The organism is Bradyrhizobium sp. WCU1, from assembly GCF_053474805.1.
The window spans coordinates 2,538,163-2,555,629 of record NZ_CM130280.1 but is presented as its reverse complement, the minus strand read 5'-3'; the positions used below and the strand labels follow the sequence as shown (position 1 = coordinate 2,555,629).

Here is a 17,467-nt window from a genome sequence, read left to right as displayed (position 1 = left end):
CACGACCTCGTTTCGATTCCATCGGACCGGAAAAGGCTCTAGGAGACGGTAATGTCGATCGAGGAGCGACCCAGCAGGGGTGCGCGGCGCTTTCAGCGCCGGGCGCGCCAGGAGGCGGACAAGGAGGCGCTGAAGGCGCTGATCCTTCAGACCGCGCGCAAGGAGTTCGCCGCCGGCACGCTCGAGACCGTCTCGATCCAGAAGATCGCCGACGCGATCGGCTATTCGAAGGGCACCGTCCTCAAATACTACCCGACCAAGCTGTTGCTGCTGCTCGCGGTGAAGCAGCAGAACCTCGAGGCGGTTGCCGCAGCGCTCGAGCGGGTCCGCGCGCAGACTGCCGACAGCGATCTGCGGCTGCGGCGGGTGATGGAAACCTACCTCGACTACTGGGCCGACAATCCCGATCACTTCCGATCGCTGTTCTCGATGTCCGGCACGGTCGAGGACCGCCGGTTTCCTGACGGCGTCTATTTCGGCGAGACGGAGATCGCGCGCCGTAGCTACGAGCTGTTCGTGGTCTCGGTGCGGGAATTTCTCGCCGCGCATGGCGCCGAGCCGGGGCCGGGCCTGCCGCAACGGCTGGCGACCGCGCTACTCGCGGCGACCCATGGCGTGGTCGCGCTGACCCTCGGCACGCCGACCATGAAGCTTCCCGACATGCGCGGCACCGGCCGTCTCCTGATCGCGAGCCTGATCGATGCCTGGACGGCCAGACTTGCCGTCGCGCGGAAAAGCGAGGGCTGGCCGCGGATCTCGACCGGCACCTTCGCCTGATGGTGGTATTCGCGCGTGCATGCGTGGTGTGGTGTCCCTCGTCATTCCGGGGCGCGCAAAGCGCGAGCCCGGAATCCATTTCGCCACAGAACCTGCAGCCTGATGGATTCCGGGCTCTCGCTTCGCTAGCCCCGGAGTGACGAATGGACGACGCGACGCACGGCGGCATACGCGAAGCGAAGTGGAATCGCATGGCTCGCCCTGCTAAGCGCGGCCCATGGACACGACGCAACGCGACCGGACGGTCGGCTTTCTTTGCCTGGAGGTGACGGCGTTCGGCTGGGCGCTGAACTGGCCGCTGATGAAGCTGCTGCTGCAACAATGGCCGCGGCTGTTCGCCCGCGAGCTCGCCGGCACTTGCGCGGCGGCGATCCTGGGCACGCTGGCGCTGGTCCGCGGCCAGTCGCTCGCGGTGCCGCGTGAGGCGATCCCGCGGCTGCTTTTCGCCTCCTTCACCAACGTCTTTGCCTGGATGGGCTTCGGCACCATCGCGATGAAGTTCGTCACGGTCGGCGAGGGCGCGCTGCTTGCGATTGAACACGTCGGGGCACGCCTGGCAGCATAACTATTGACCCGGCGCTTTCCAGCTCAGGGGTCTTTTCTTTGGTGCTTTCAGGAAATCCCTGCAAATAATTCGAGCGCGATTCACACATGTGATTTCTGGAACAGGCGCCCATGGCCAATCATCCCGGTCACTGGGCAGGGCTGTTTCATTAAGATCAAAATACAAGCCCAGAAGGGGCCGCCAATTTTCGGCAAGTGGCGGTTCGGCGTGAGAATGGGAATACGAAACGGCCTCAGCTAGCGCCTGCTAGCTGGGGCCGTTTTTCATCTAGGAACGAGCGCGGCGCGCCGAGTTGTTCTTGCGTCCGGGTGCTGCACCCTGCCGGGCAGTATCAGGACGACCAAAGTGCAACTGCGCGGCCTCAGCCTGTGCCCCCTCGCTGGGGCCGTTTCTTTGGGAGGCTCGGAGCTATTGCTTCGTCTCTTGCGAGGGGCTGACTTTGCCGAAGCTTTGATGAAATCAAAGTGGCTGCCGAGCACGCCAACTAGATCGGAATGACGTTAGGTTGAATCGGTTTGGCCACGAACACGATTCACCTCTCCCCGGCGGGGAGAGGTGAACTTCCGATGCCGTTCCAGCTCAACCTAATCCCATCCCGCTCTAGTCTAGAAAGGCACGCGGGCGTTTTCGGGAGGCCGGTGTCCGGTCGGTACGGAGGCCGAAGGAACGGACATCGGCACATCGCGTTCTCCTGAAAAGGGAGCTTGGCCATGCGCAAGGCGATCGCGCGGCTTGATGCGGAGCAGAAGGCGCAGCTGCTTTATCTGGCGGACCTCGGCACGGCGATGTTCACGTCCGCACTCGTGGTCTGCACCCTGAAAGCGGCCGTTGACCTCTTCGTCGGCAGCTGAATGCCGCCTGTGAATGCGCGCCGTCACGCGTCGCTTGGCGCATCCTCTCCCTGCGTGTGGCCGTCAGGCCCTCGATCGAACACCCCGTAGTCGCTGGATTTCACTCCGGCTGAACCGTCGACGCCAACGCCGGCCAGACCGAGCCTGAGCAGCTCGCGGACCGCTGCGGCGCGGGTCGGCATGCGATGCTTGAAGCGGAAATCATCGAGGGCAGCCAATTCCTCAGGCGACAACATCACTTGCAGTCGCTCGGCGCGCAACTCGTTCATCGCAAGATACCCAGACTTAGCTGTTTGAGTAACTTGCTAAACGAGCAAACTTTCCGTGAGTTCCCACGCTTTAGACAAAAGCATCAAATTAGCAAAATTATCAAGCAAAATCAATATCTTATGTAAAAAATTGGGAACGGTCCGGCGGTCTGCTTCGTTGTGTTGCGGGAGTGATGCCATGACCAACGACGTCAAGCTGCCCCGCAAGCTATCCGAGGAGCCGGGAGCGCCGGAACCGCGGCGCCCGAGCCACGCTCGGATCATCGATCAACTCGACCGTTGGGCCAATAGCCCCGGTCTGCAACCGCCAAGGATGGACGATGGAGAGGATGATTCAACGACGGAAGCGATCTGAGCCCCACACATTCGAGCAGCGCCTCGAGGAACACCGCGTGCGGCTAGAAAACTTGCTCGCTCAGTTGCCCCCCGGCGCCGAGCGCGAGCAGATCATTGCGCGCATCGATCAACTGAAGACGGCGGTGGAGCTCAACGCGATGCTCTCGACGACCGCATAGACGGATCGCGGCCACGCCGCGCGGCGGGCCGCTCAGCATCCTCGGCAGACCGAATTCAGCTTTGCCTTGAGGGCGGGACCGTCCCCCAGTGCGACGGCATCGAAGGTCATCGGCAAGATAAACTGGAAGTCTTCGCCCGCCGTGTCCGCAGGGAATGGCGGGCGGGGCGCGGGCCTGGAGCAGACGGTTGGAAAAATCCTGTCTCCATGCTGCGGCTGAAGGGGTGACTTTTGGGGCTGCGCTGCTCTCGGCGAGTGTGGGAGCCGTGGCAGCAAAGAGCAAAGCAATACAAATGAACGCCGGCGCCGGCCACTTTGCATGGGGTTGTTTTCGATATTTCGGCCTGTGCGGGTACCGTTCCAAAAAGTGAAGGGCCGGAGGTATCCTCTGCCGCCGGAATCCTTGGCGCGCGCGGGGCCAGCCGGTAGGATGGAACCCGGACGTGGCCAGGGACCAGGGGAAGACCGTAGAATGAAGCATGTCGACGTCGCGGTGATTGCTGCCACGCTGTGGCTGCTGGCGTCGATGGTGCTGGACATCCTGACGCCGAAGTCGATCACCGTGTTCATGATCGCAGCCGCGCTCGCCCCGCCGTTCCTGATCGGGATCGCCATCCATTTCGCGCGCGAATATTTCAAGGCCAAGCGGCGCAGCTACCAGCCGCCGCAATGGGACGAACGCTTCAGGAACTAAGCGGGGCAGGGCTGCAAGAAGCGCTGCGTCAGCCGCATTGAACTGCGTCCATGGCTTGCTAAGCTTGCGCCATGACCGAGCAACTCACCGACACGATCAGCCGCCTCTACACCGACCCCGGCGAATATGTCGACAGCGACCATCCCGCCGTCGAGGCGTTCGCCCGCGCCGCCGTTCCACGCGGGGCCAGCACCCGCGAGATCGCGAGCCGGCTCTACACCGCGGTGCGCGACGGCATCCGCTACAACCCCTATGTCAGCATGCGTTCGCCGGAGAGCTATCGCGCCTCCAGCGTGCTCGCCGCCGGCAACGGCTATTGCGTCGGCAAGGCGGCGCTCTATGCGGCGGCCTGCCGGGTCCACGGCATCCCGGCCCTGGTCGGCTTCGCCGATGTCCGCAACCATCTCACCACCGAGAAGCTGCGCCAGAGCATGGGCTCGGACCTGTTCACCTGGCATGGCTTCACCGAAGTGTTCGTCGACGGCGCCTGGCGCAAGGCGACCCCGACCTTCAACGACACGCTGTGCGCCAAGCTCGGCGTCAAGCCGCTCGACTTCGACGGCCATTCCGACGCGCTGCTGCATCCCTTCGATGGTGAGGGCCGTGCCTACATGCAATACGTCAACGATCACGGCAGCTATCACGACGTTCCCGCCAAGTTCCTGATGCGCGAGATGGCGCGCGAATACGCCAACATGCAGGGCGAGGACATGTCCGGCCGCGACATGGAGCGCGAGGCCGCGGAACAATAATAGCGGGCGCGGGCCTGCGCACCGGCTGAGGGGGCGGTGTCATGGATGCGGAGCTGCCGAAAGCGCCGGTCGGCCGCCCGGCCACCGGTTGGGACGGCGCGATCGCACTGATCGGCTTCATGCTGGTCGCGGTCGCGCAGGCCTCCAACCAGGTTCTGGCGCGCGGCCTTGCAGGCTCGGTGCCGCCGTTCTCGCTGGCCTTCTTCCGCTGGAGCATCATCGCGATCGGGCTGGCGCCGTTCGCGGTCGCGGCGATCCGCGACGGCAAGATCCCGCTGGCGCAGAACCTCTGGCCGATCCTCGCCGCCGGCTTCCTCGGCATGTTCCTGTGCGGCGGCCCGGTCTACATCGCGGGCATCACCACCACCGCGATCCACATCGCGCTGATCTTCGCGCTGTCGCCGATCATGGTGCTGTTGATTTCGGCCGCGCTCGGCATCGAGCATATCGGTCCGCTGCAATGGCTCGGCACGGCGCTGGCGCTCGCCGGCGCGCTCTTGATCGTCTCCGGCGGTCACCTCGAAACGCTGACGCAATCGAGCGCGGCCTGGGGCGATCTGCTGGTGGTGGGTGCGATGCTCGGCTGGTCGGGCTACACGCTGGTGCAATCGCGCGTCGCGCCGCGCGCCTCGCTGCTGGCGCGGGTCAGCCTGTTCTCGGCGGCGGGCGCGCTGTGCTCGCTGCCGCCGGCGCTGCAGGAGATGTGGGCGACGCCGGCTGCGGTGTTCAACGCGAGGGCGTTCGAGGCCTATGTGTTCGCCGGTCTGGTGCCCGGCCTGATCGCCTATGCCGGCTTCGCCTGGCTCGGCGCCCGGTTCGGCTCGGTGCGGACGTCGCTGGTGCTGTACGTCGCGCCGATCGCGAGCGCGCTGTTGTCGTGGATCATCCTCGGCGAGCCGCCGAAGCCGATCCATCTGGTCGGCGGCTTGCTGATCCTCGGCGGTGTCTGGGCCAGCCTGCGCAAATAGGCCAGCTCCCCGCCATTGCAACTTTTCCCGGCCTCGTGCGTTGAATCCAGCGTTGATTCAAGAACTTAGTTGGAGGCCGCATGAATCTCACTCCCCAGCAACGGAAAGAGCGTGATGCGCAGCGTCAGCAAGAGGCGTCGCAGGCGATGAAGGAGCATCGCGCCAACGAGAAGGCCTTCTACGACAATTTCCAGCGCCTCAAGGCCGAGCGGCAGGCGCGCGAAGCGGCGGGATCAGGGACGTCGGCGCAGCCCGGTTCGAAATAACACCGGCAACCGACCTCATCATGCAATCAAAGATGCAATCGCGCGACGTACCGCCCAAAAAAGAGCAGGGCGCGACCGGCATCACCACGGTCGCGCCCTACGTCGCCGGTCAATGGGGCAGGGGGAATAACCGGCTCTTGCAATGACGCGCAGACCCCGGAGTCGTTCCGCGCCAATCGAAATTTTTTCGTACACGGTTAAGTGATGGTCGGACGCGAGAACCGCACAGGTTTAGTTCGCGTTGTGTCCGTGATCGCCGAGGGATTGCTGAGCGAATTTCCATGGGGCGAGGGACATCACCATGTCAAAGATTCAAAAGGGAATTTTCGCTGCGTTGGCGGTCGGACTGACGCTCGGCGCGGTCCAGCTCGCATCCGGACACGATCTCATTGGCAGTCAGCAGGTCACCACCGCATTGGCGCCGGAGAGCGCCGTCAATCGTGCCGCCAAAACCGACCGTGCCGCGGTTCCATCGAGCAACCTGCCGAGCCGGACCGTTGCACTGAAGCTCGACCGGTTGCCGGACACGTCGGTGCTGGTCCGCGTCCCCATGGCGCGGGAAGAGGCCCGCAATCACTCCGCAGCGCCTGCCCGGGCCCGGCCCGGCGATACCCGCAAGGTCGCCTGCGAGCCGGTGGTCAGCGTCCTGACCGAAGTGGCCAAGCTGCTGCAGCCCGGCCGCTGCGTGACCTGACGGGCGAACGCCAACTCAGCAGGCAACACTGTCATCGCCCGGCTTGACCGGGCGATCCAGTATTCCAGAGACAGTTGTAACTATGCGGATGAGCCGCAGCGTACTGGATCGCCCGGTCAAGCCGGGCGATGACATGGTGGGTGCGGCTTGCACCTTGCCGGGTACGCAGGCTATTCTTCCTCTTCCGCCTCAGCACCACTCGCGGCACTGCGGCTTGCCATCAGGCCGAGCGCGAGGCCGCCGACCACCAGGATCGGGATCAGTCGCTTGACGCCGACGGCGCGGACAATCTGCAGACCGGTGGCGATCAAGGCGGGATCGGCGAACATGGTTGCCGCGGCCGATTTCGCGGCCTTGGCCGCCTTCTCTGCGCGCCGCTGCATCTCACGCTTGTGCGCCACGTACACGGCAACGACGATCAAGGTGACGACCAGGAACAGGGCGGCGCCGGCGAGGCACGCCTCCACCGGTCCGTAGTGCTGCAGCACATACACGAAGGCCGCCGCACAGAGGAAGGCGAGGGTGATGAACAGCGCGATCGCGGCGGCCGCGGCCAGCGACGTCAGCCGCAGCGCGCTGCCGGTGGATTGCTTGACGTCATCGATCAGCCGCTGAAGCATTGACCAGCCTTGTCTTCGACCTTGCCGTGAAAAGCGCATCGACAAACGAGGCGGCGGCGCGCCACCGCTGCCATCTCGTCCAGAATGGTGGTTTGCGCATGACCACCATCGGGTTGAATCGGATCTAGCGCCGCCAGGTGACGCCGATCAAAAAGCCGATGCCGAGCGCCAGGCCAACGGTCGCCAGCGGCCGCTGCGTGATCACCTCTTCCAGCGACTCCTCGATCGAGGAGGCAGCTTCCTGCGCTGCGCCCATCATCGCGCTGCCGCGCTCCGACATGTCGTCGAGCGCATCTTCCGCGTTGGCGCGCGCATCCTTGTAGCGGCGGCGAGCCTGCTTCCCCGCGTTGTTGGCAAATGAGTTGAGCGCGTCGGTGATCTGTTCGGTGAGGGCTGCAATGTCGTTCTTCACGGCGGTGACATCCTTTTCCAGGCGTTCGTAGGTCGCTTTGTCGGTCATGTTCTTGATCCCAAATACGCTGTCCGTGTTCGACATCGGAGGCTCCCGCTTCATTCGCGTATTGCGAGAAAAACGCCGCGCATCACGCAAAGTTCCATATGCGAAACTGTAGCTTCTTGTTCGTGCGCCTTATTCACGCGAACCGCTGCCCACTTCGCTTGAAAACGCTTTGCTATCCTTCGGGCAACTGCGGCGAATTGACCGGCATCAAATGCTCCTTGACGATCAATGCCACGATCAGCAGCGGCGACGACAGGAAGGCGCCCATCGGGCCCCACAACCAGGTCCAGAACGCAAGGGCGAGAAAGACGGCGAGCGCATTCAGCGACAGCCTGCGGCCGACGATCGTCGGTGTCACGAAATGCCCTTCCATGAAGGTCACGACGGCAAAGCAGGCCGGTGCGATCAGTCCGGCGCCGATGGCCGGCGCGGAGATGATGCCGACCACGACCAGCACCACGAACATCGCGACCGGGCCGATGATCGGGATGAAGTTCAGCGTCGCGGCGAGCGCGCCGAGCCCGGCCGGATTGGGCATGCCGGTCGCCGCGCAGATCGCGCCGGTGACGATGCCGACGCCGACATTGATCATCGTCACCGTCAGCAGATAATTGCCGAGATGGGTTTCGAGCTCGTTGAGGATGCGCAGCGTACGTAGCCGCGCTTCGCGTTCGCTGAAGGTCATCACCAGCGCGCGGCGCAGGTCCTTCCAGCTCGCGATGAACAGGATCAGGGTGGCGACGAACAGCAGGAATTCGGCGAAGGTCGGCGACAGGAATTCCAGCGTCGGCTGCACCCATTCGAATTTCGGCATCTGGAAGCTGGCCAGCGTGTCGGAGCCGCCGACCATGCTCTGCAATTCCTGCCACAGCGCAAGCGGCCGGTCGAACACGTGCAGCTTCTGCCTCAGGATCGCGCCGAGCTCGGGCAGACGCGAACTCCATTCCATCACTGGTGAGGCGATCAACCCGACCATGAAGGCAACGGCAGTGCCGACCGCGATCACGATCAGCACGGCGCCGAGCGCGCGCGGGATCCGGTAGCGCTCGAGCCGGCCTGCCGCCGGCGACAGCATGGTCCCGACAATGAAAGCCATGGTGATCGGAAGGAAGAAGGCGCGCGCCAAATAGAGCACCCCAACGATGACAATGATCAGCAGGGCGACCAGCGCGAAGGCGACGACCTCGGCGCGGCTGATCAGCGGCGGCAGTTCAGCCTTGCTGTCGGGGAGGGGCGTGCCTTCGGGGGCGTTGCCAAGCAGACGTTCACCCGGAAAGGCGCGCACCAGTTTCCTCCCGCACGAGGACACATGAATTTCGTATCAAATTGCGCGTGACAACGACCGCGCCCGGCAGAAGTTCCATCGCGGGTTCGTGAGATACGGCGGGTTGACAATCGCGGCTTCGCGACGATTCGGCCGGAACTCTGTGGCGGCCACGCGCGTTGGCTTGGCATCGCATCACCACGATGCGCATCCCGTCCAGGGGCAGCACATGACACAGCAGTCTTTCTCCAGCCGCCGGCTTGCGTCGCGCGCCGCGCGCACCTTTGCTTTCGCCGGCGTCCTGTTCGTGACGCCATTCATTGTCACCACTTCGGCCAACGCCCAAGCGCTCGGCTATGCGTCGACGCAGCCGGGCGCATTCCCGTCCGACCAGGCGATGACCGATCCTTCGACCGAGGCCACCGAGGACGGCGTGCTGCCGGAGCGGCTGCGCCGCACCACCGTCGCGCTCAACACGTCAGAGGCGCCGGGCACGATCATTATCGATACCGGCAACACCGCGCTGTATTACGTGCTCGGCGGCGGCCGTGCGATCCGTTATGGCGTCGGCGTCGGCCGCGAGGGCTTCACCTGGGCCGGCACCCAGACCATCAGCCGCAAGGCGGAGTGGCCGGACTGGCATCCGCCGGCCGAGATGATCAAGCGCCAGCCCTATCTGCCGCGCTTCATGGCCGGCGGGCCGGGCAACCCGCTCGGTGCCCGCGCGATGTATCTCGGCTCCAGCGAGTACCGCATCCACGGCACCAACGATCCCTCGACGATCGGCAAGTTCGTCTCGTCGGGCTGCATCCGCCTGACCAATGAGGACGTCTCCGACCTGTTCAGCCGGGTCGATGTCGGCACCAAGGTCGTGGTGCTGCCGAAGAACGCACCGCACCTTGCCGCGCGTGAGCTCGGCCCATCCACGACGCAGATCTCGGTCCGGCCGGCGCCGGTGCAGCCGCGCCCCGCGGTCATGACGCTGCCGTCCGGCCGTCAGGCGATGAACATCCCGGCGACTTCGTCGTTGTACTGAGCATCGGCGTTGGACCGGGGATCGGTATGATGAAGCTCAATTCCAGGCGGTGGGCGTTCGGGACGGCGGCCTTGCTCGGCCTGTCCCTTGCGCCCGCGGCACAAGCCCAGGATTTCTTCTCACAATTGTTCGGCGGCTTCATGCAGGGCCGTCCGCCGGTGATCCGGATGCCGTTCGACGACGGTCCGGCGCCTGTGCCGCGGGCCGAGCGACGTGCGCGCTATGACGGCGGGCAGGCCTATTGCGTGCGCACCTGCGATGGCCGCTATTTTCCGCTGGCTGCGACCGGCAACCAGAGCAAGGCCGAGAGCTGCAACAGCTTCTGCCCGGCGAGCGCGACCGAAGTGGTCTATGGCGGCAACATCGACAATTCCGCGACGGAAGACGGCAAGCCTTATTCCGAGTTGCCGAACGCATTCCGCTATCGCGACGAGATCGTCTCCGGCTGCACCTGCAACGGCAAGGATCCCGTCGGGCTCGCTGCAGTGAAGATCGAGGACGATCCGACCTTGCGCAAGGGCGACATCGTCGCCGGCAAGGATGGGCTGATGTCGGTCAGCCGCCCCGACCGTCGCGGAGCCTCGCTCAACTTCACGCCGGCGCCGGAACGCATCCGCGCCAAGTATGAGCGCGCGCCGGTGCTGGCGCGCGAATAACGCCGCTCGGATCAGTCCAGCGAGATCCGGTTCCGGCGTAAGGAACCGGACTTCCTCTCGCACGTTAGGTCAGTGCGAACAGCACATTCATCGATGCCACCAGGGGGCCCGCATGCTCGTCGGCGTACTCGTCACTTTCCTTGTCATTATTCTCGTTCTTTATCTGATCAACATGCTGCCGCTCGACGGCCGCGCCAAGCAGATCGCGCGCGTCGTCGTCATCATCATCGGCATCGTCTCGCTGCTGAAATATCTCGCGGTGTTCTAGCGCCGTCAGCGGCGCTAACAAAAAAGCCCCGGCTCATCGCCGGGGCTTTTACGTGTCGTCGCGATCCTGAGATCAGCCGGCGGCCTTGGCCTCGCGGCGGCGCGCGGTGAGGATGTATTCCGTGTAGCCGTTCGGCTGGGTGCGGCCCTCGAACACGAGGTCGCAGGCCGCCTTGAAGGCGACGCCGTCGAACGCCGGCGCCATTGGCTTGTAGAGGGGATCGCCGGCGTTCTGCTTGTCGACCACGACAGCCATGCGCTTCAGCGATTCCATCACCTGGTCTTTGGTGATGACGCCCTGATGCAGCCAGTTGGCCAGATGCTGGCTCGAGATGCGGAGCGTGGCACGGTCTTCCATCAGGCCGACATCGTGGATGTCGGGCACCTTGGAGCAGCCGACGCCCTGGTCGATCCAGCGCACGACGTAACCCAAAATGCCCTGGCAGTTGTTGTCGATCTCCTGTTTCAGGTCGTCAGGCGCCCAGTTCGACTGCGACACCGGAATGGTGAGGATGTCGGACAGCTTGGCGCGCGGGCCGCCCTTGGCGAGCTCCTGCTGCCGCGCTGTTACGTTGACCTGGTGATAGTGCAGCGCGTGCAGCGTTGCGGCGGTCGGCGACGGCACCCAGGCGGTGGTGGCGCCGGCCTGCGGATGGCCGATCTTCTGCGCCAGCATGTCCGCCATCTTGTCGGGTGCGGCCCACATGCCCTTGCCGATCTGGGCATGGCCGGGCAGGCCGCAGGTCAGGCCGTTGTCGACGTTCCAGTCCTCATAGGCCTTGATCCACGGCTGGGCCTTCATGTCGTTCTTGCGGATCATCGGACCCGCTTCCATCGAGGTGTGGATCTCGTCGCCGGTGCGGTCGAGGAAGCCGGTGTTGATGAACATGATGCGCTTGGAGGCGCGCTGGATGCAGGCCTTGAGGTTGACCGTGGTGCGGCGCTCCTCATCCATGATGCCGACCTTCAGCGTGTTCTCCGGAAGGCCCAGCATCTTCTCGACTTCGGCGAACAGGTCGCAGGTCAGCGTCACCTCGTCGGGGCCGTGCATCTTCGGCTTGACGATATAGGCCGAGCCGGTGCGGCTGTTCTTGACCTTGGAATTGCCCTTGAGGTCGTGGATCGCCAGCAGGCCGGCGACCGCGGCGTCGAGCAGGCCTTCCGGGATCTCCTCACCCTTGGCGTCGAGCACTGCGTCGGTGAACATGTGGTGGCCGACATTGCGCATCAGCAGCAGGCTGCGGCCGTGCAGCTTCAGCTCGCTGCCGTCGGGCTTCTTGTAGACGCGGTCGGCGTTGAGCGAACGCGTCAGCGTCTTGCCGCCCTTGTCGAAATCGGCCGACAGCGTGCCGTTCATCAGGCCGAGCGTGTTGCGATAGACCAGCACCTTGTCTTCGGCGTCGACCGCGGCAACCGAGTCTTCCATGTCGAGAATGGTGGAGACCGCCGATTCCAGGATCATGTCGGCGACACCGGCCGGATCGTCCTTGCCGATGACGTTGCTGCGGTCGATCTTGACCTCGACATGCATGCCGTTGTTGACGAGCAGGATCGCGGTGGGCTGGGCGGCATCGCCCAGATAGCCGGCGAACTGGGCGGCGTTCTTCAGCGCTGTCGCATTGCCGCTCTTCAGCTTGACCGAGAGCTGGCCCGCGATCACGGCGTAGGAGGTGACGTCGGTGTGGCTTCCGGTCGCGAGCGGCACGGCGACGTCGAGGAACGCCTTCGCCTTGGCGATCACCTTGTCGCCGCGGGCCTTGTTGTAACCCTTGCCAGACTCGCTCGGATCATGCGGGATCGCGTCGGTGCCGTAGAAGGCGTCGTACAGCGAGCCCCAGCGCGCGTTGGCGGCGTTCAGCGCGTAGCGGGCGTTGGTCAGCGGCACCACCAGCTGCGGGCCGCAGATCTTGCCGATCTCTTCGTCGACATTTGCGGTCTCGACCTTGTGGGTCGCGGGCTCCGGCAGCAGATAGCCGATCTCCTTGAGGAAGGCGGTGTAGGCATCGATGTCGAACGCCTTGCCCTTGTGGGCGCGATGCCAGTCGTCGATCTTGGCCTGCAAGGTGTCGCGGACCGCGAGCAGCTCGCGGTTCTTCGGGCCGAGCTTCTGGATGATGGCGGCGAGTCCTGCCCAGAACGCGTCCGGCGCGATCCCGGTTTTCGGTGTCGCCTCCTTGGCGATGAAATCGAACAGGACAGGGGCGATCTTCAATCCATGGGCATCGACACGAGTCATGATGGGCTTTCTCAAAGAAATGGGCGTTTAGGCGCTGCTTTCGTAAGAAATCAGCAAAAAACGCGCCAAAGGGCCGCGTTCACGGCCCTTTTAGCCCTAAAGCCACGGCTCTGAGAAGGCCCCTTTCCAGCCGCACGCTCCCGCTCAAGGCGCCGTGGTCCGGACCTTGGTGGCGATCAGCAATGCGGCGAGTACCAGGGGAATTGCGCCCGCTACGAACACCGCCGACGCGCCCATCGCATCAAGGACGATCCCGCCGCCGGCCGCGCCCATCGTGATGCCGAGGAAAATCGAGGCCACCGTCAGCCCGGTGCCGCTTTCGGTCTCGTCGGGCACCATGCGGGTGATCCAGGTCGTCGTCGCCACCGGCACGCCGCTGAAGGCGAATCCCCATAGTGCGACCAGCGCGAGCGCGGGAACGAGGTCCTTGCCATAGAGCGAGAGCAACAGGCCGAGCACGCCGATCGCCAGCGGCATCGCGATCAGCGTGAGCTTGAGCTTGCGCTCGGCCATCAGCCCGCTGGCGAAAGAGCCGACATAGTTGGCGACGCCGAACGCCAGCAACGTCGCTGCGACGCCGGCAGCGCCAAGCCCGGTCACGCTTTCAAGGAAGGGGCGGATATAGCCGAAATAGCCGAAATGTCCGGTGAAGACCAAGGTTGCCGCGAATATGCCGGCGCCGATACCGGGCCGGGTCAGGATCTCGAACAGGGTGTCGAGCCCGGCTTCGCCTCTCGGCGCCAAACGCGGCAAGGCCAGCGCCTGGATGACGAACACCGCTGCGCCCAATGCCGTGGCCAGCAGGAACACGATGCGCCAGCTCGCCACCTCGCCGAGATAGCTGCCGAGCGGAACGGCGATGATCATCGCGGCGGGAATGCCGCTCATCACGATCGACAAGGCCCGCGCAACCAGCGAGGGCGGCACCAGCCTGATCGTCGTCGCTGCCGCCATCGCCCAGAAGCCGCCGATGGCGAGGCCGAGCACGATCCGCGCGGCGAGCAGGAACGTGATGTTCGGCGCCAATGCCACCAGCAGGTTGGAGATCACTAGCAGAATCGAAAAGCTCAGCAGCACCGGCTTTCGATTGAAGCTGCGCGTCAGCCTCGGCGTGAACAACGCGCCGACCAGACCGGCCAGCGAGGTCGCGGTCACCGCCTGTCCGGCGAGGCCCGGACTGACTCCGAGGTCCCTTGCCATCGGTGTCAGCACGCCGGACGGCAGGAACTCCGCCGTCAGAAGGGCGGTGACGCCGAGCATCATGGCGACGACGGCGCCCCAGGCCGGCGCGATCTGCTCGTCACCAAATTTGAGGGCGGCGTCGCCCGGCGTCAGCGCAACGGCATCGGCGTGCGCCAGGGCGGGGTCCAGTTCTTGATCCATCGACCGAAACTTCCATCTTATGTTGCAGCGCCGCAGACATAGGCTGGAGGTTTTGGACAATCTATGCCAGATTCGCGCTAATGTTTGATCATTCGTCCAGATCGTCCGCCGCCGATACGACCGACGCCGCCGTCGATCTGGTGAGCGAATTGCTGCTCGGCATGCGGCTCGAGGGTGTTCACTACCGTCGGGTCGAGACGCGGGCGCCGTTCGGGTTTCGGTTCGAGACGCCGTATGGACGCGCGCAATTCCACTTCGTCGCCCATGGCACGGCGCTGCTGCGCTACGCCGATGCGACCTTGCATCCCCTCGGATGCGGTGACGCGATTTTCCTGCCGCGCGGCGGCGCGCATGATCTCGTCTCGGCCCCTGACGAGCCGAGTTGCGACGTCGAGCGTTTCGCGACCGAGACGCTCTGCGGCAACGTCGATGTGACGTCGGCCTGTCCTGAAGGATGCCCGCAGGACGATCAGGTCCTGGTGTTCAGCGCCTGCATGAATTTCGATCTTGGCGGGATGCGTCCGCTGATCGCCCTGATGCCGGAAGTGATGCGGGCCGATACGTTGCTGGCGCGCCAGCCGGAAATCGAACCGATGCTGAAGGCCATGGAGCGGGAGACCTGCACGCCGCGGGCCGGCTCGGTCGGTGTGATGGCGCGGCTCGCCGACGTTCTTGCCGCATCGATCGTGCGCGGCTGGGTCGAATGCGGCGGCGACAACGCCATGGGCTGGTTCGAGGCCTTGCGTGATCCGCGTCTCGGCCGCGCGATCGGTGCGCTGCATCGCGCGCCCGGCCGCAACTGGACGGTCGCCGAATTGGCGGCGGAGGCGGGCTGCTCGCGCTCGCTGTTCGCCGACCGCTTCCAGTCGATGACCGGGCTATCGCCCGCGCGCTATCTCGCCGAGTTGCGTATGCGGCTGGCGTCACAATGGATCGAGCATGAGCGGCAGCCGATCGACGTGATCGCGCAACGGCTGGGCTATGCGTCACAGGCGGCCTTCAGCCGCGCGTTCAAGCGCATCACCGGGCAATCGCCGGGGATGGTGCGGCACGCGGCCGGAAGCCGCCGCGCGGCGGCGGAATAGCTGCGCGCGGAGCGGTCGAATGACAGCGCGCCGCTCGTCTCTCACACCGCCGTCATGCCCCGCTTCAAGCGGGGCATCCAGTACGCCGGGGCCTATCGGCTCGACAATTGCTGTCTCTGGAATACTGGATCGCCCGGTCGAGCCGGGCGATGACAGGTGAGCAAGATCAGATATTCGCCGCGAGGTCGGCCGGCTCGTCGAACAGGATGCCGGTCGCGGCCAGCATCCGCTCGATCTCGTCGGTCGCATCGCTGACCGAGCGGTTCGAGGTGTCGATGGTCAGTTCATTGCCGGCCGGCGCCTGGTAGTCGTTGGTGATGCCGGTGAACGACGGCAATCCGCCGGCGCGCGCCTTGGCGTAATGGCCCTTGGGATCGCGGGTCTCGCAAACCTCGGCCGGGGTCGCGACATAGACTTCGCGGAATGCGCTGTCGGCGATACGGCGCGCGGCTGCGCGGTCGGCCGCCGACGGCGACACCGCGGCGACGATCGCGATATGGCCGTTGCGCGCCAGATGGGTCGCGACCTCGGCGAGGCGGCGGATGTTCTCGGTGCGATCCTGCGGCGAGAAGCCGAGGTCGCTGTTGAGCCCGGCGCGGAAGGTGTCGCCATCGAGCAGAATCGGCGAGCCGCCGTTGCTGAACAGGCGCCGCTCCAGCGCCCGCGCCAGCGTCGATTTGCCGGAGCCGGGCAGGCCGGTCAGCCAGACCACCGCGCCATTGTGGTGGTAGCGCGCCGAGCGCTCGTCGGGCCGCAGCGCAGACTCCACCGGCACGATATCGATCGGCACTGCAGGGCGGCCGGTGTCGACCGACAGCACGAGGCCGCCGCCGGCGATGCGGCCGTTGACCTCGATCACGAGGCGGCCGGTGCGGGGATTGTCGGTGTAGGGATCGGTCGCAACCGGCTGCGCCAGCGAGATGTCGATCTCGCCGACATGGTTGCGCGCGATCGCTGAGTTCTCTTCGTTGGACAGTGCGCCGGGATCGATCGCCTTCTCGATCGCGACCACGGTGGCGCGGCTTTCCTTGGTGCCGAGCCGGATCAGGATCTGCTCGCCCTTGGTCAGCGGCTTGTCGTGCAGCCAGAAGATCCGGGCGCGGATGCGGCGGGTGTCGCGCGGGCTCTGCCCGGAATGCCCGATGATGTCGCCGCGCTCGAGGAACAATTCGCGGTCGAGCGTAATGCCGACCGAGCGGCCGGCGCCTTGCGGGCCTCCGACCGGCGTCACCGGCCAGCTCTCGACCGTCTTGATCTTCGCGATCTTGCCGGTCGGCATGATGACGATCTCGTCGCCGGCCTTCAGGCTGCCGGACTCGACGCGGCCCGCCACGATGCGGCGGTCGTCGAACTTGTAGATCGCCTGCACCGGCAGCCGCAGCGGCAGCTCCGCCAGCGGCCTTGCCGGCTCGAGCGCGTCCAGCGCCTCGACCACGGTCGGTCCGTTGTACCATTCGATCCGCGGGGTGTGCTCGGCGACGCCGTCGCCATCGCGCGCGGAGATCGGGACAACTGCGGTCGGCGTCACGCCGAGGCCGATCAGATGCGCCGAAATTTCCGCACTGATCTCGTTGAATCGCGCAGCGCTGAAATCGACCCGGTCCATCTTGTTGACGACCACCGCGACCTGCTTCACGCCGAGCAGGTGCAAGAGATAGCCGTGCCGGCGGGTCTGCGAGCGGACGCCTTCGAGCGCGTCGATGATCAACACCGCGCCATCGGCCTGCGAGGCGCCGGTGATCATGTTGCGCAAGAACTCGGCGTGGCCCGGCGCGTCGATCAGCACGACGTCGCGCGAGCGGGTGCGGAAGCGGATCTGGGTGGTGTCGATGGTGATGCCCTGGTCGCGCTCGGTCTGCAGCGCGTCGAGCAGGAACGACCATTCGAACGGCATGCCGCGCCGCGCGCTGACCGCCTTCAGCATCTCCAGCTTGCCGTCCGGCAGGCTGCCGGTCTCGTGCAGCAGTCGGCCGACCAAAGTGGACTTGCCGTGGTCGACATGGCCGACGATGACGATGCGCACCTGGGGACGGGTGGTGCCGTTGGGGGTCGCCGAGATCGAAGCGGAGGGAAGGATCATGTTCATCAAAGCACTCAAGCCAGACGGGGA

21 protein-coding genes are annotated in these 17,467 nt (G+C 65.2%); 14 read left to right on the top strand and 7 right to left on the bottom strand.

Annotated elements, in window-relative coordinates; genetic code table 11:
* The first annotated feature begins 51 nt into the window (after positions 1-51).
* The 3 genes from ACTUWL_RS11855 (at position 52) to ACTUWL_RS11845 (ending at position 2,193) form a co-directional block, all read left to right on the top strand.
* Positions 52-777 carry a TetR/AcrR family transcriptional regulator gene (locus ACTUWL_RS11855; protein ID WP_021076341.1) on the top strand — a complete coding sequence of 242 codons (726 nt, stop codon included), beginning with the start codon at positions 52-54 and terminating at the stop codon, positions 775-777.
* A 217-nt stretch (positions 778-994) separates the two neighbouring features.
* Positions 995-1,342, top strand: a complete 348-nt coding sequence (locus tag ACTUWL_RS11850) for an EamA family transporter (protein WP_021076342.1) — start codon at positions 995-997, stop codon at positions 1,340-1,342.
* Between the two features lie 710 nt (positions 1,343-2,052).
* The gene (locus tag ACTUWL_RS11845; RefSeq protein WP_021076343.1) at positions 2,053-2,193 is read left to right on the top strand and encodes a hypothetical protein; all 141 of its coding nucleotides are present in this window, start codon (positions 2,053-2,055) and stop codon (positions 2,191-2,193) included.
* Positions 2,194-2,216: 23 nt separating this feature from the next.
* On the opposite strand, the gene ACTUWL_RS11840 is transcribed toward ACTUWL_RS11845, so the two are convergent.
* On the bottom strand, positions 2,217-2,462 hold the full coding sequence (locus ACTUWL_RS11840; protein WP_021076344.1) for a hypothetical protein: 246 nt from the start codon (positions 2,460-2,462) through the stop codon (positions 2,217-2,219).
* 178 nt (positions 2,463-2,640) lie between these two features.
* On the opposite strand from ACTUWL_RS11840, the gene ACTUWL_RS11835 reads away from it, so the two are divergent.
* The 7 genes from ACTUWL_RS11835 (at position 2,641) to ACTUWL_RS11805 (ending at position 6,350) form a co-directional block, all read left to right on the top strand.
* The gene (locus tag ACTUWL_RS11835; protein ID WP_021076345.1) at positions 2,641-2,817 is read left to right on the top strand and encodes a hypothetical protein; all 177 of its coding nucleotides are present in this window, start codon (positions 2,641-2,643) and stop codon (positions 2,815-2,817) included.
* Positions 2,783-2,977: a hypothetical protein gene (locus ACTUWL_RS11830; protein WP_021076346.1), complete on the top strand. Its 195-nt coding sequence runs from the start codon at positions 2,783-2,785 to the stop codon at positions 2,975-2,977. The genes ACTUWL_RS11835 and ACTUWL_RS11830 overlap by 35 nt, the downstream gene beginning before the upstream one ends.
* 471 nt (positions 2,978-3,448) lie before the next feature.
* On the top strand, positions 3,449-3,670 hold the full coding sequence (locus ACTUWL_RS11825) for a hypothetical protein (RefSeq protein WP_021076347.1): 222 nt from the start codon (positions 3,449-3,451) through the stop codon (positions 3,668-3,670).
* A 71-nt stretch (positions 3,671-3,741) separates the two neighbouring features.
* Entirely contained in the window at positions 3,742-4,422 is a 681-nt protein-coding gene (locus ACTUWL_RS11820) for a transglutaminase-like domain-containing protein (RefSeq protein ID WP_021076348.1), read from the top strand.
* Positions 4,423-4,463: 41 nt separating this feature from the next.
* A complete protein-coding gene (locus ACTUWL_RS11815; protein WP_021076349.1) occupies positions 4,464-5,390 on the top strand; it encodes a DMT family transporter in 927 nt (308 codons plus the stop codon).
* Between the two features lie 80 nt (positions 5,391-5,470).
* On the top strand, positions 5,471-5,656 hold the full coding sequence (locus ACTUWL_RS11810; RefSeq protein WP_021076350.1) for a hypothetical protein: 186 nt from the start codon (positions 5,471-5,473) through the stop codon (positions 5,654-5,656).
* A 301-nt stretch (positions 5,657-5,957) separates the two neighbouring features.
* Positions 5,958-6,350, top strand: coding sequence for a hypothetical protein (locus tag ACTUWL_RS11805; RefSeq protein WP_021076351.1), 393 nt, complete (start codon positions 5,958-5,960; stop codon positions 6,348-6,350).
* Positions 6,351-6,520: 170 nt separating this feature from the next.
* Here ACTUWL_RS11805 and ACTUWL_RS11800 read toward each other — a convergent pair whose 3' ends face one another.
* The 3 genes from ACTUWL_RS11800 to ACTUWL_RS11790 form a co-directional block, all read right to left on the bottom strand.
* A complete protein-coding gene (locus ACTUWL_RS11800) occupies positions 6,521-6,970 on the bottom strand; it encodes a hypothetical protein (protein ID WP_021076352.1) in 450 nt (149 codons plus the stop codon).
* A gap of 124 nt (positions 6,971-7,094) precedes the next feature.
* The gene (locus tag ACTUWL_RS11795) at positions 7,095-7,466 is read right to left on the bottom strand and encodes a DUF883 family protein (RefSeq protein WP_021076353.1); all 372 of its coding nucleotides are present in this window, start codon (positions 7,464-7,466) and stop codon (positions 7,095-7,097) included.
* A 136-nt stretch (positions 7,467-7,602) separates the two neighbouring features.
* On the bottom strand, positions 7,603-8,715 hold the full coding sequence (locus tag ACTUWL_RS11790) for an AI-2E family transporter (RefSeq protein WP_021076354.1): 1,113 nt from the start codon (positions 8,713-8,715) through the stop codon (positions 7,603-7,605).
* Between the two features lie 208 nt (positions 8,716-8,923).
* On the opposite strand from ACTUWL_RS11790, the gene ACTUWL_RS11785 reads away from it, so the two are divergent.
* The 3 genes from ACTUWL_RS11785 (at position 8,924) to ACTUWL_RS11775 (ending at position 10,654) form a co-directional block, all read left to right on the top strand.
* Positions 8,924-9,730, top strand: coding sequence for a L,D-transpeptidase (locus ACTUWL_RS11785; RefSeq protein ID WP_021076355.1), 807 nt, complete (start codon positions 8,924-8,926; stop codon positions 9,728-9,730).
* A gap of 26 nt (positions 9,731-9,756) precedes the next feature.
* On the top strand, positions 9,757-10,386 hold the full coding sequence (locus ACTUWL_RS11780) for a DUF2865 domain-containing protein (protein ID WP_035649735.1): 630 nt from the start codon (positions 9,757-9,759) through the stop codon (positions 10,384-10,386).
* 112 nt (positions 10,387-10,498) lie between these two features.
* Complete coding sequence (locus ACTUWL_RS11775; protein WP_021076357.1) at positions 10,499-10,654, top strand: Thivi_2564 family membrane protein; 156 nt, start codon at positions 10,499-10,501, stop codon at positions 10,652-10,654.
* Positions 10,655-10,726: 72 nt separating this feature from the next.
* Here ACTUWL_RS11775 and ACTUWL_RS11770 read toward each other — a convergent pair whose 3' ends face one another.
* Together ACTUWL_RS11770 and ACTUWL_RS11765 are read right to left on the bottom strand one after the other, a co-directional pair.
* Positions 10,727-12,889 (bottom strand): malate synthase G, encoded by a 2,163-nt coding sequence (locus tag ACTUWL_RS11770; protein WP_021076358.1) that lies wholly within the window; start codon positions 12,887-12,889, stop codon positions 10,727-10,729.
* A gap of 144 nt (positions 12,890-13,033) precedes the next feature.
* A complete protein-coding gene (locus tag ACTUWL_RS11765; RefSeq protein ID WP_021076359.1) occupies positions 13,034-14,272 on the bottom strand; it encodes an MFS transporter in 1,239 nt (412 codons plus the stop codon).
* A gap of 80 nt (positions 14,273-14,352) precedes the next feature.
* Here ACTUWL_RS11765 and ACTUWL_RS11760 point away from each other — a divergent pair, with 80 nt between their 5' ends.
* Positions 14,353-15,357, top strand: coding sequence for an AraC family transcriptional regulator (locus ACTUWL_RS11760; RefSeq protein ID WP_021076360.1), 1,005 nt, complete (start codon positions 14,353-14,355; stop codon positions 15,355-15,357).
* A 166-nt stretch (positions 15,358-15,523) separates the two neighbouring features.
* Here the strand turns inward: ACTUWL_RS11760 and cysC are convergent, their stop codons facing one another.
* Entirely contained in the window at positions 15,524-17,443 is a 1,920-nt protein-coding gene (gene cysC / locus ACTUWL_RS11755) for an adenylyl-sulfate kinase (RefSeq protein WP_021076361.1), read from the bottom strand.
* Positions 17,444-17,467 lie beyond the last annotated feature (24 nt).

Excerpts from the sequence above, each read along its gene's own strand:
- ACTUWL_RS11855 (WP_021076341.1), top strand. The coding sequence starts at position 52 with ATGTCGATCGAGGAGCGACCCAGCAGGGGTGCGCGGCGCTTTCAGCGC.
- ACTUWL_RS11850 (WP_021076342.1), top strand. The coding sequence starts at position 995 with ATGGACACGACGCAACGCGACCGGACGGTCGGCTTTCTTTGCCTGGAG.
- ACTUWL_RS11845 (WP_021076343.1), top strand. The coding sequence starts at position 2,053 with ATGCGCAAGGCGATCGCGCGGCTTGATGCGGAGCAGAAGGCGCAGCTG.
- ACTUWL_RS11840 (WP_021076344.1), bottom strand. The coding sequence starts at position 2,462 with ATGAACGAGTTGCGCGCCGAGCGACTGCAAGTGATGTTGTCGCCTGAG.
- ACTUWL_RS11835 (WP_021076345.1), top strand. The coding sequence starts at position 2,641 with ATGACCAACGACGTCAAGCTGCCCCGCAAGCTATCCGAGGAGCCGGGA.
- ACTUWL_RS11830 (WP_021076346.1), top strand. The coding sequence starts at position 2,783 with ATGGAGAGGATGATTCAACGACGGAAGCGATCTGAGCCCCACACATTC.
- ACTUWL_RS11825 (WP_021076347.1), top strand. The coding sequence starts at position 3,449 with ATGAAGCATGTCGACGTCGCGGTGATTGCTGCCACGCTGTGGCTGCTG.
- ACTUWL_RS11820 (WP_021076348.1), top strand. The coding sequence starts at position 3,742 with ATGACCGAGCAACTCACCGACACGATCAGCCGCCTCTACACCGACCCC.
- ACTUWL_RS11815 (WP_021076349.1), top strand. The coding sequence starts at position 4,464 with ATGGATGCGGAGCTGCCGAAAGCGCCGGTCGGCCGCCCGGCCACCGGT.
- ACTUWL_RS11810 (WP_021076350.1), top strand. The coding sequence starts at position 5,471 with ATGAATCTCACTCCCCAGCAACGGAAAGAGCGTGATGCGCAGCGTCAG.
- ACTUWL_RS11805 (WP_021076351.1), top strand. The coding sequence starts at position 5,958 with ATGTCAAAGATTCAAAAGGGAATTTTCGCTGCGTTGGCGGTCGGACTG.
- ACTUWL_RS11800 (WP_021076352.1), bottom strand. The coding sequence starts at position 6,970 with ATGCTTCAGCGGCTGATCGATGACGTCAAGCAATCCACCGGCAGCGCG.
- ACTUWL_RS11795 (WP_021076353.1), bottom strand. The coding sequence starts at position 7,466 with ATGTCGAACACGGACAGCGTATTTGGGATCAAGAACATGACCGACAAA.
- ACTUWL_RS11785 (WP_021076355.1), top strand. The coding sequence starts at position 8,924 with ATGACACAGCAGTCTTTCTCCAGCCGCCGGCTTGCGTCGCGCGCCGCG.
- ACTUWL_RS11780 (WP_035649735.1), top strand. The coding sequence starts at position 9,757 with ATGATGAAGCTCAATTCCAGGCGGTGGGCGTTCGGGACGGCGGCCTTG.
- ACTUWL_RS11775 (WP_021076357.1), top strand. The coding sequence starts at position 10,499 with ATGCTCGTCGGCGTACTCGTCACTTTCCTTGTCATTATTCTCGTTCTT.
- ACTUWL_RS11770 (WP_021076358.1), bottom strand. The coding sequence starts at position 12,889 with ATGACTCGTGTCGATGCCCATGGATTGAAGATCGCCCCTGTCCTGTTC.
- ACTUWL_RS11765 (WP_021076359.1), bottom strand. The coding sequence starts at position 14,272 with ATGGATCAAGAACTGGACCCCGCCCTGGCGCACGCCGATGCCGTTGCG.
- ACTUWL_RS11760 (WP_021076360.1), top strand. The coding sequence starts at position 14,353 with ATGTTTGATCATTCGTCCAGATCGTCCGCCGCCGATACGACCGACGCC.
- cysC (WP_021076361.1), bottom strand. The coding sequence starts at position 17,443 with ATGAACATGATCCTTCCCTCCGCTTCGATCTCGGCGACCCCCAACGGC.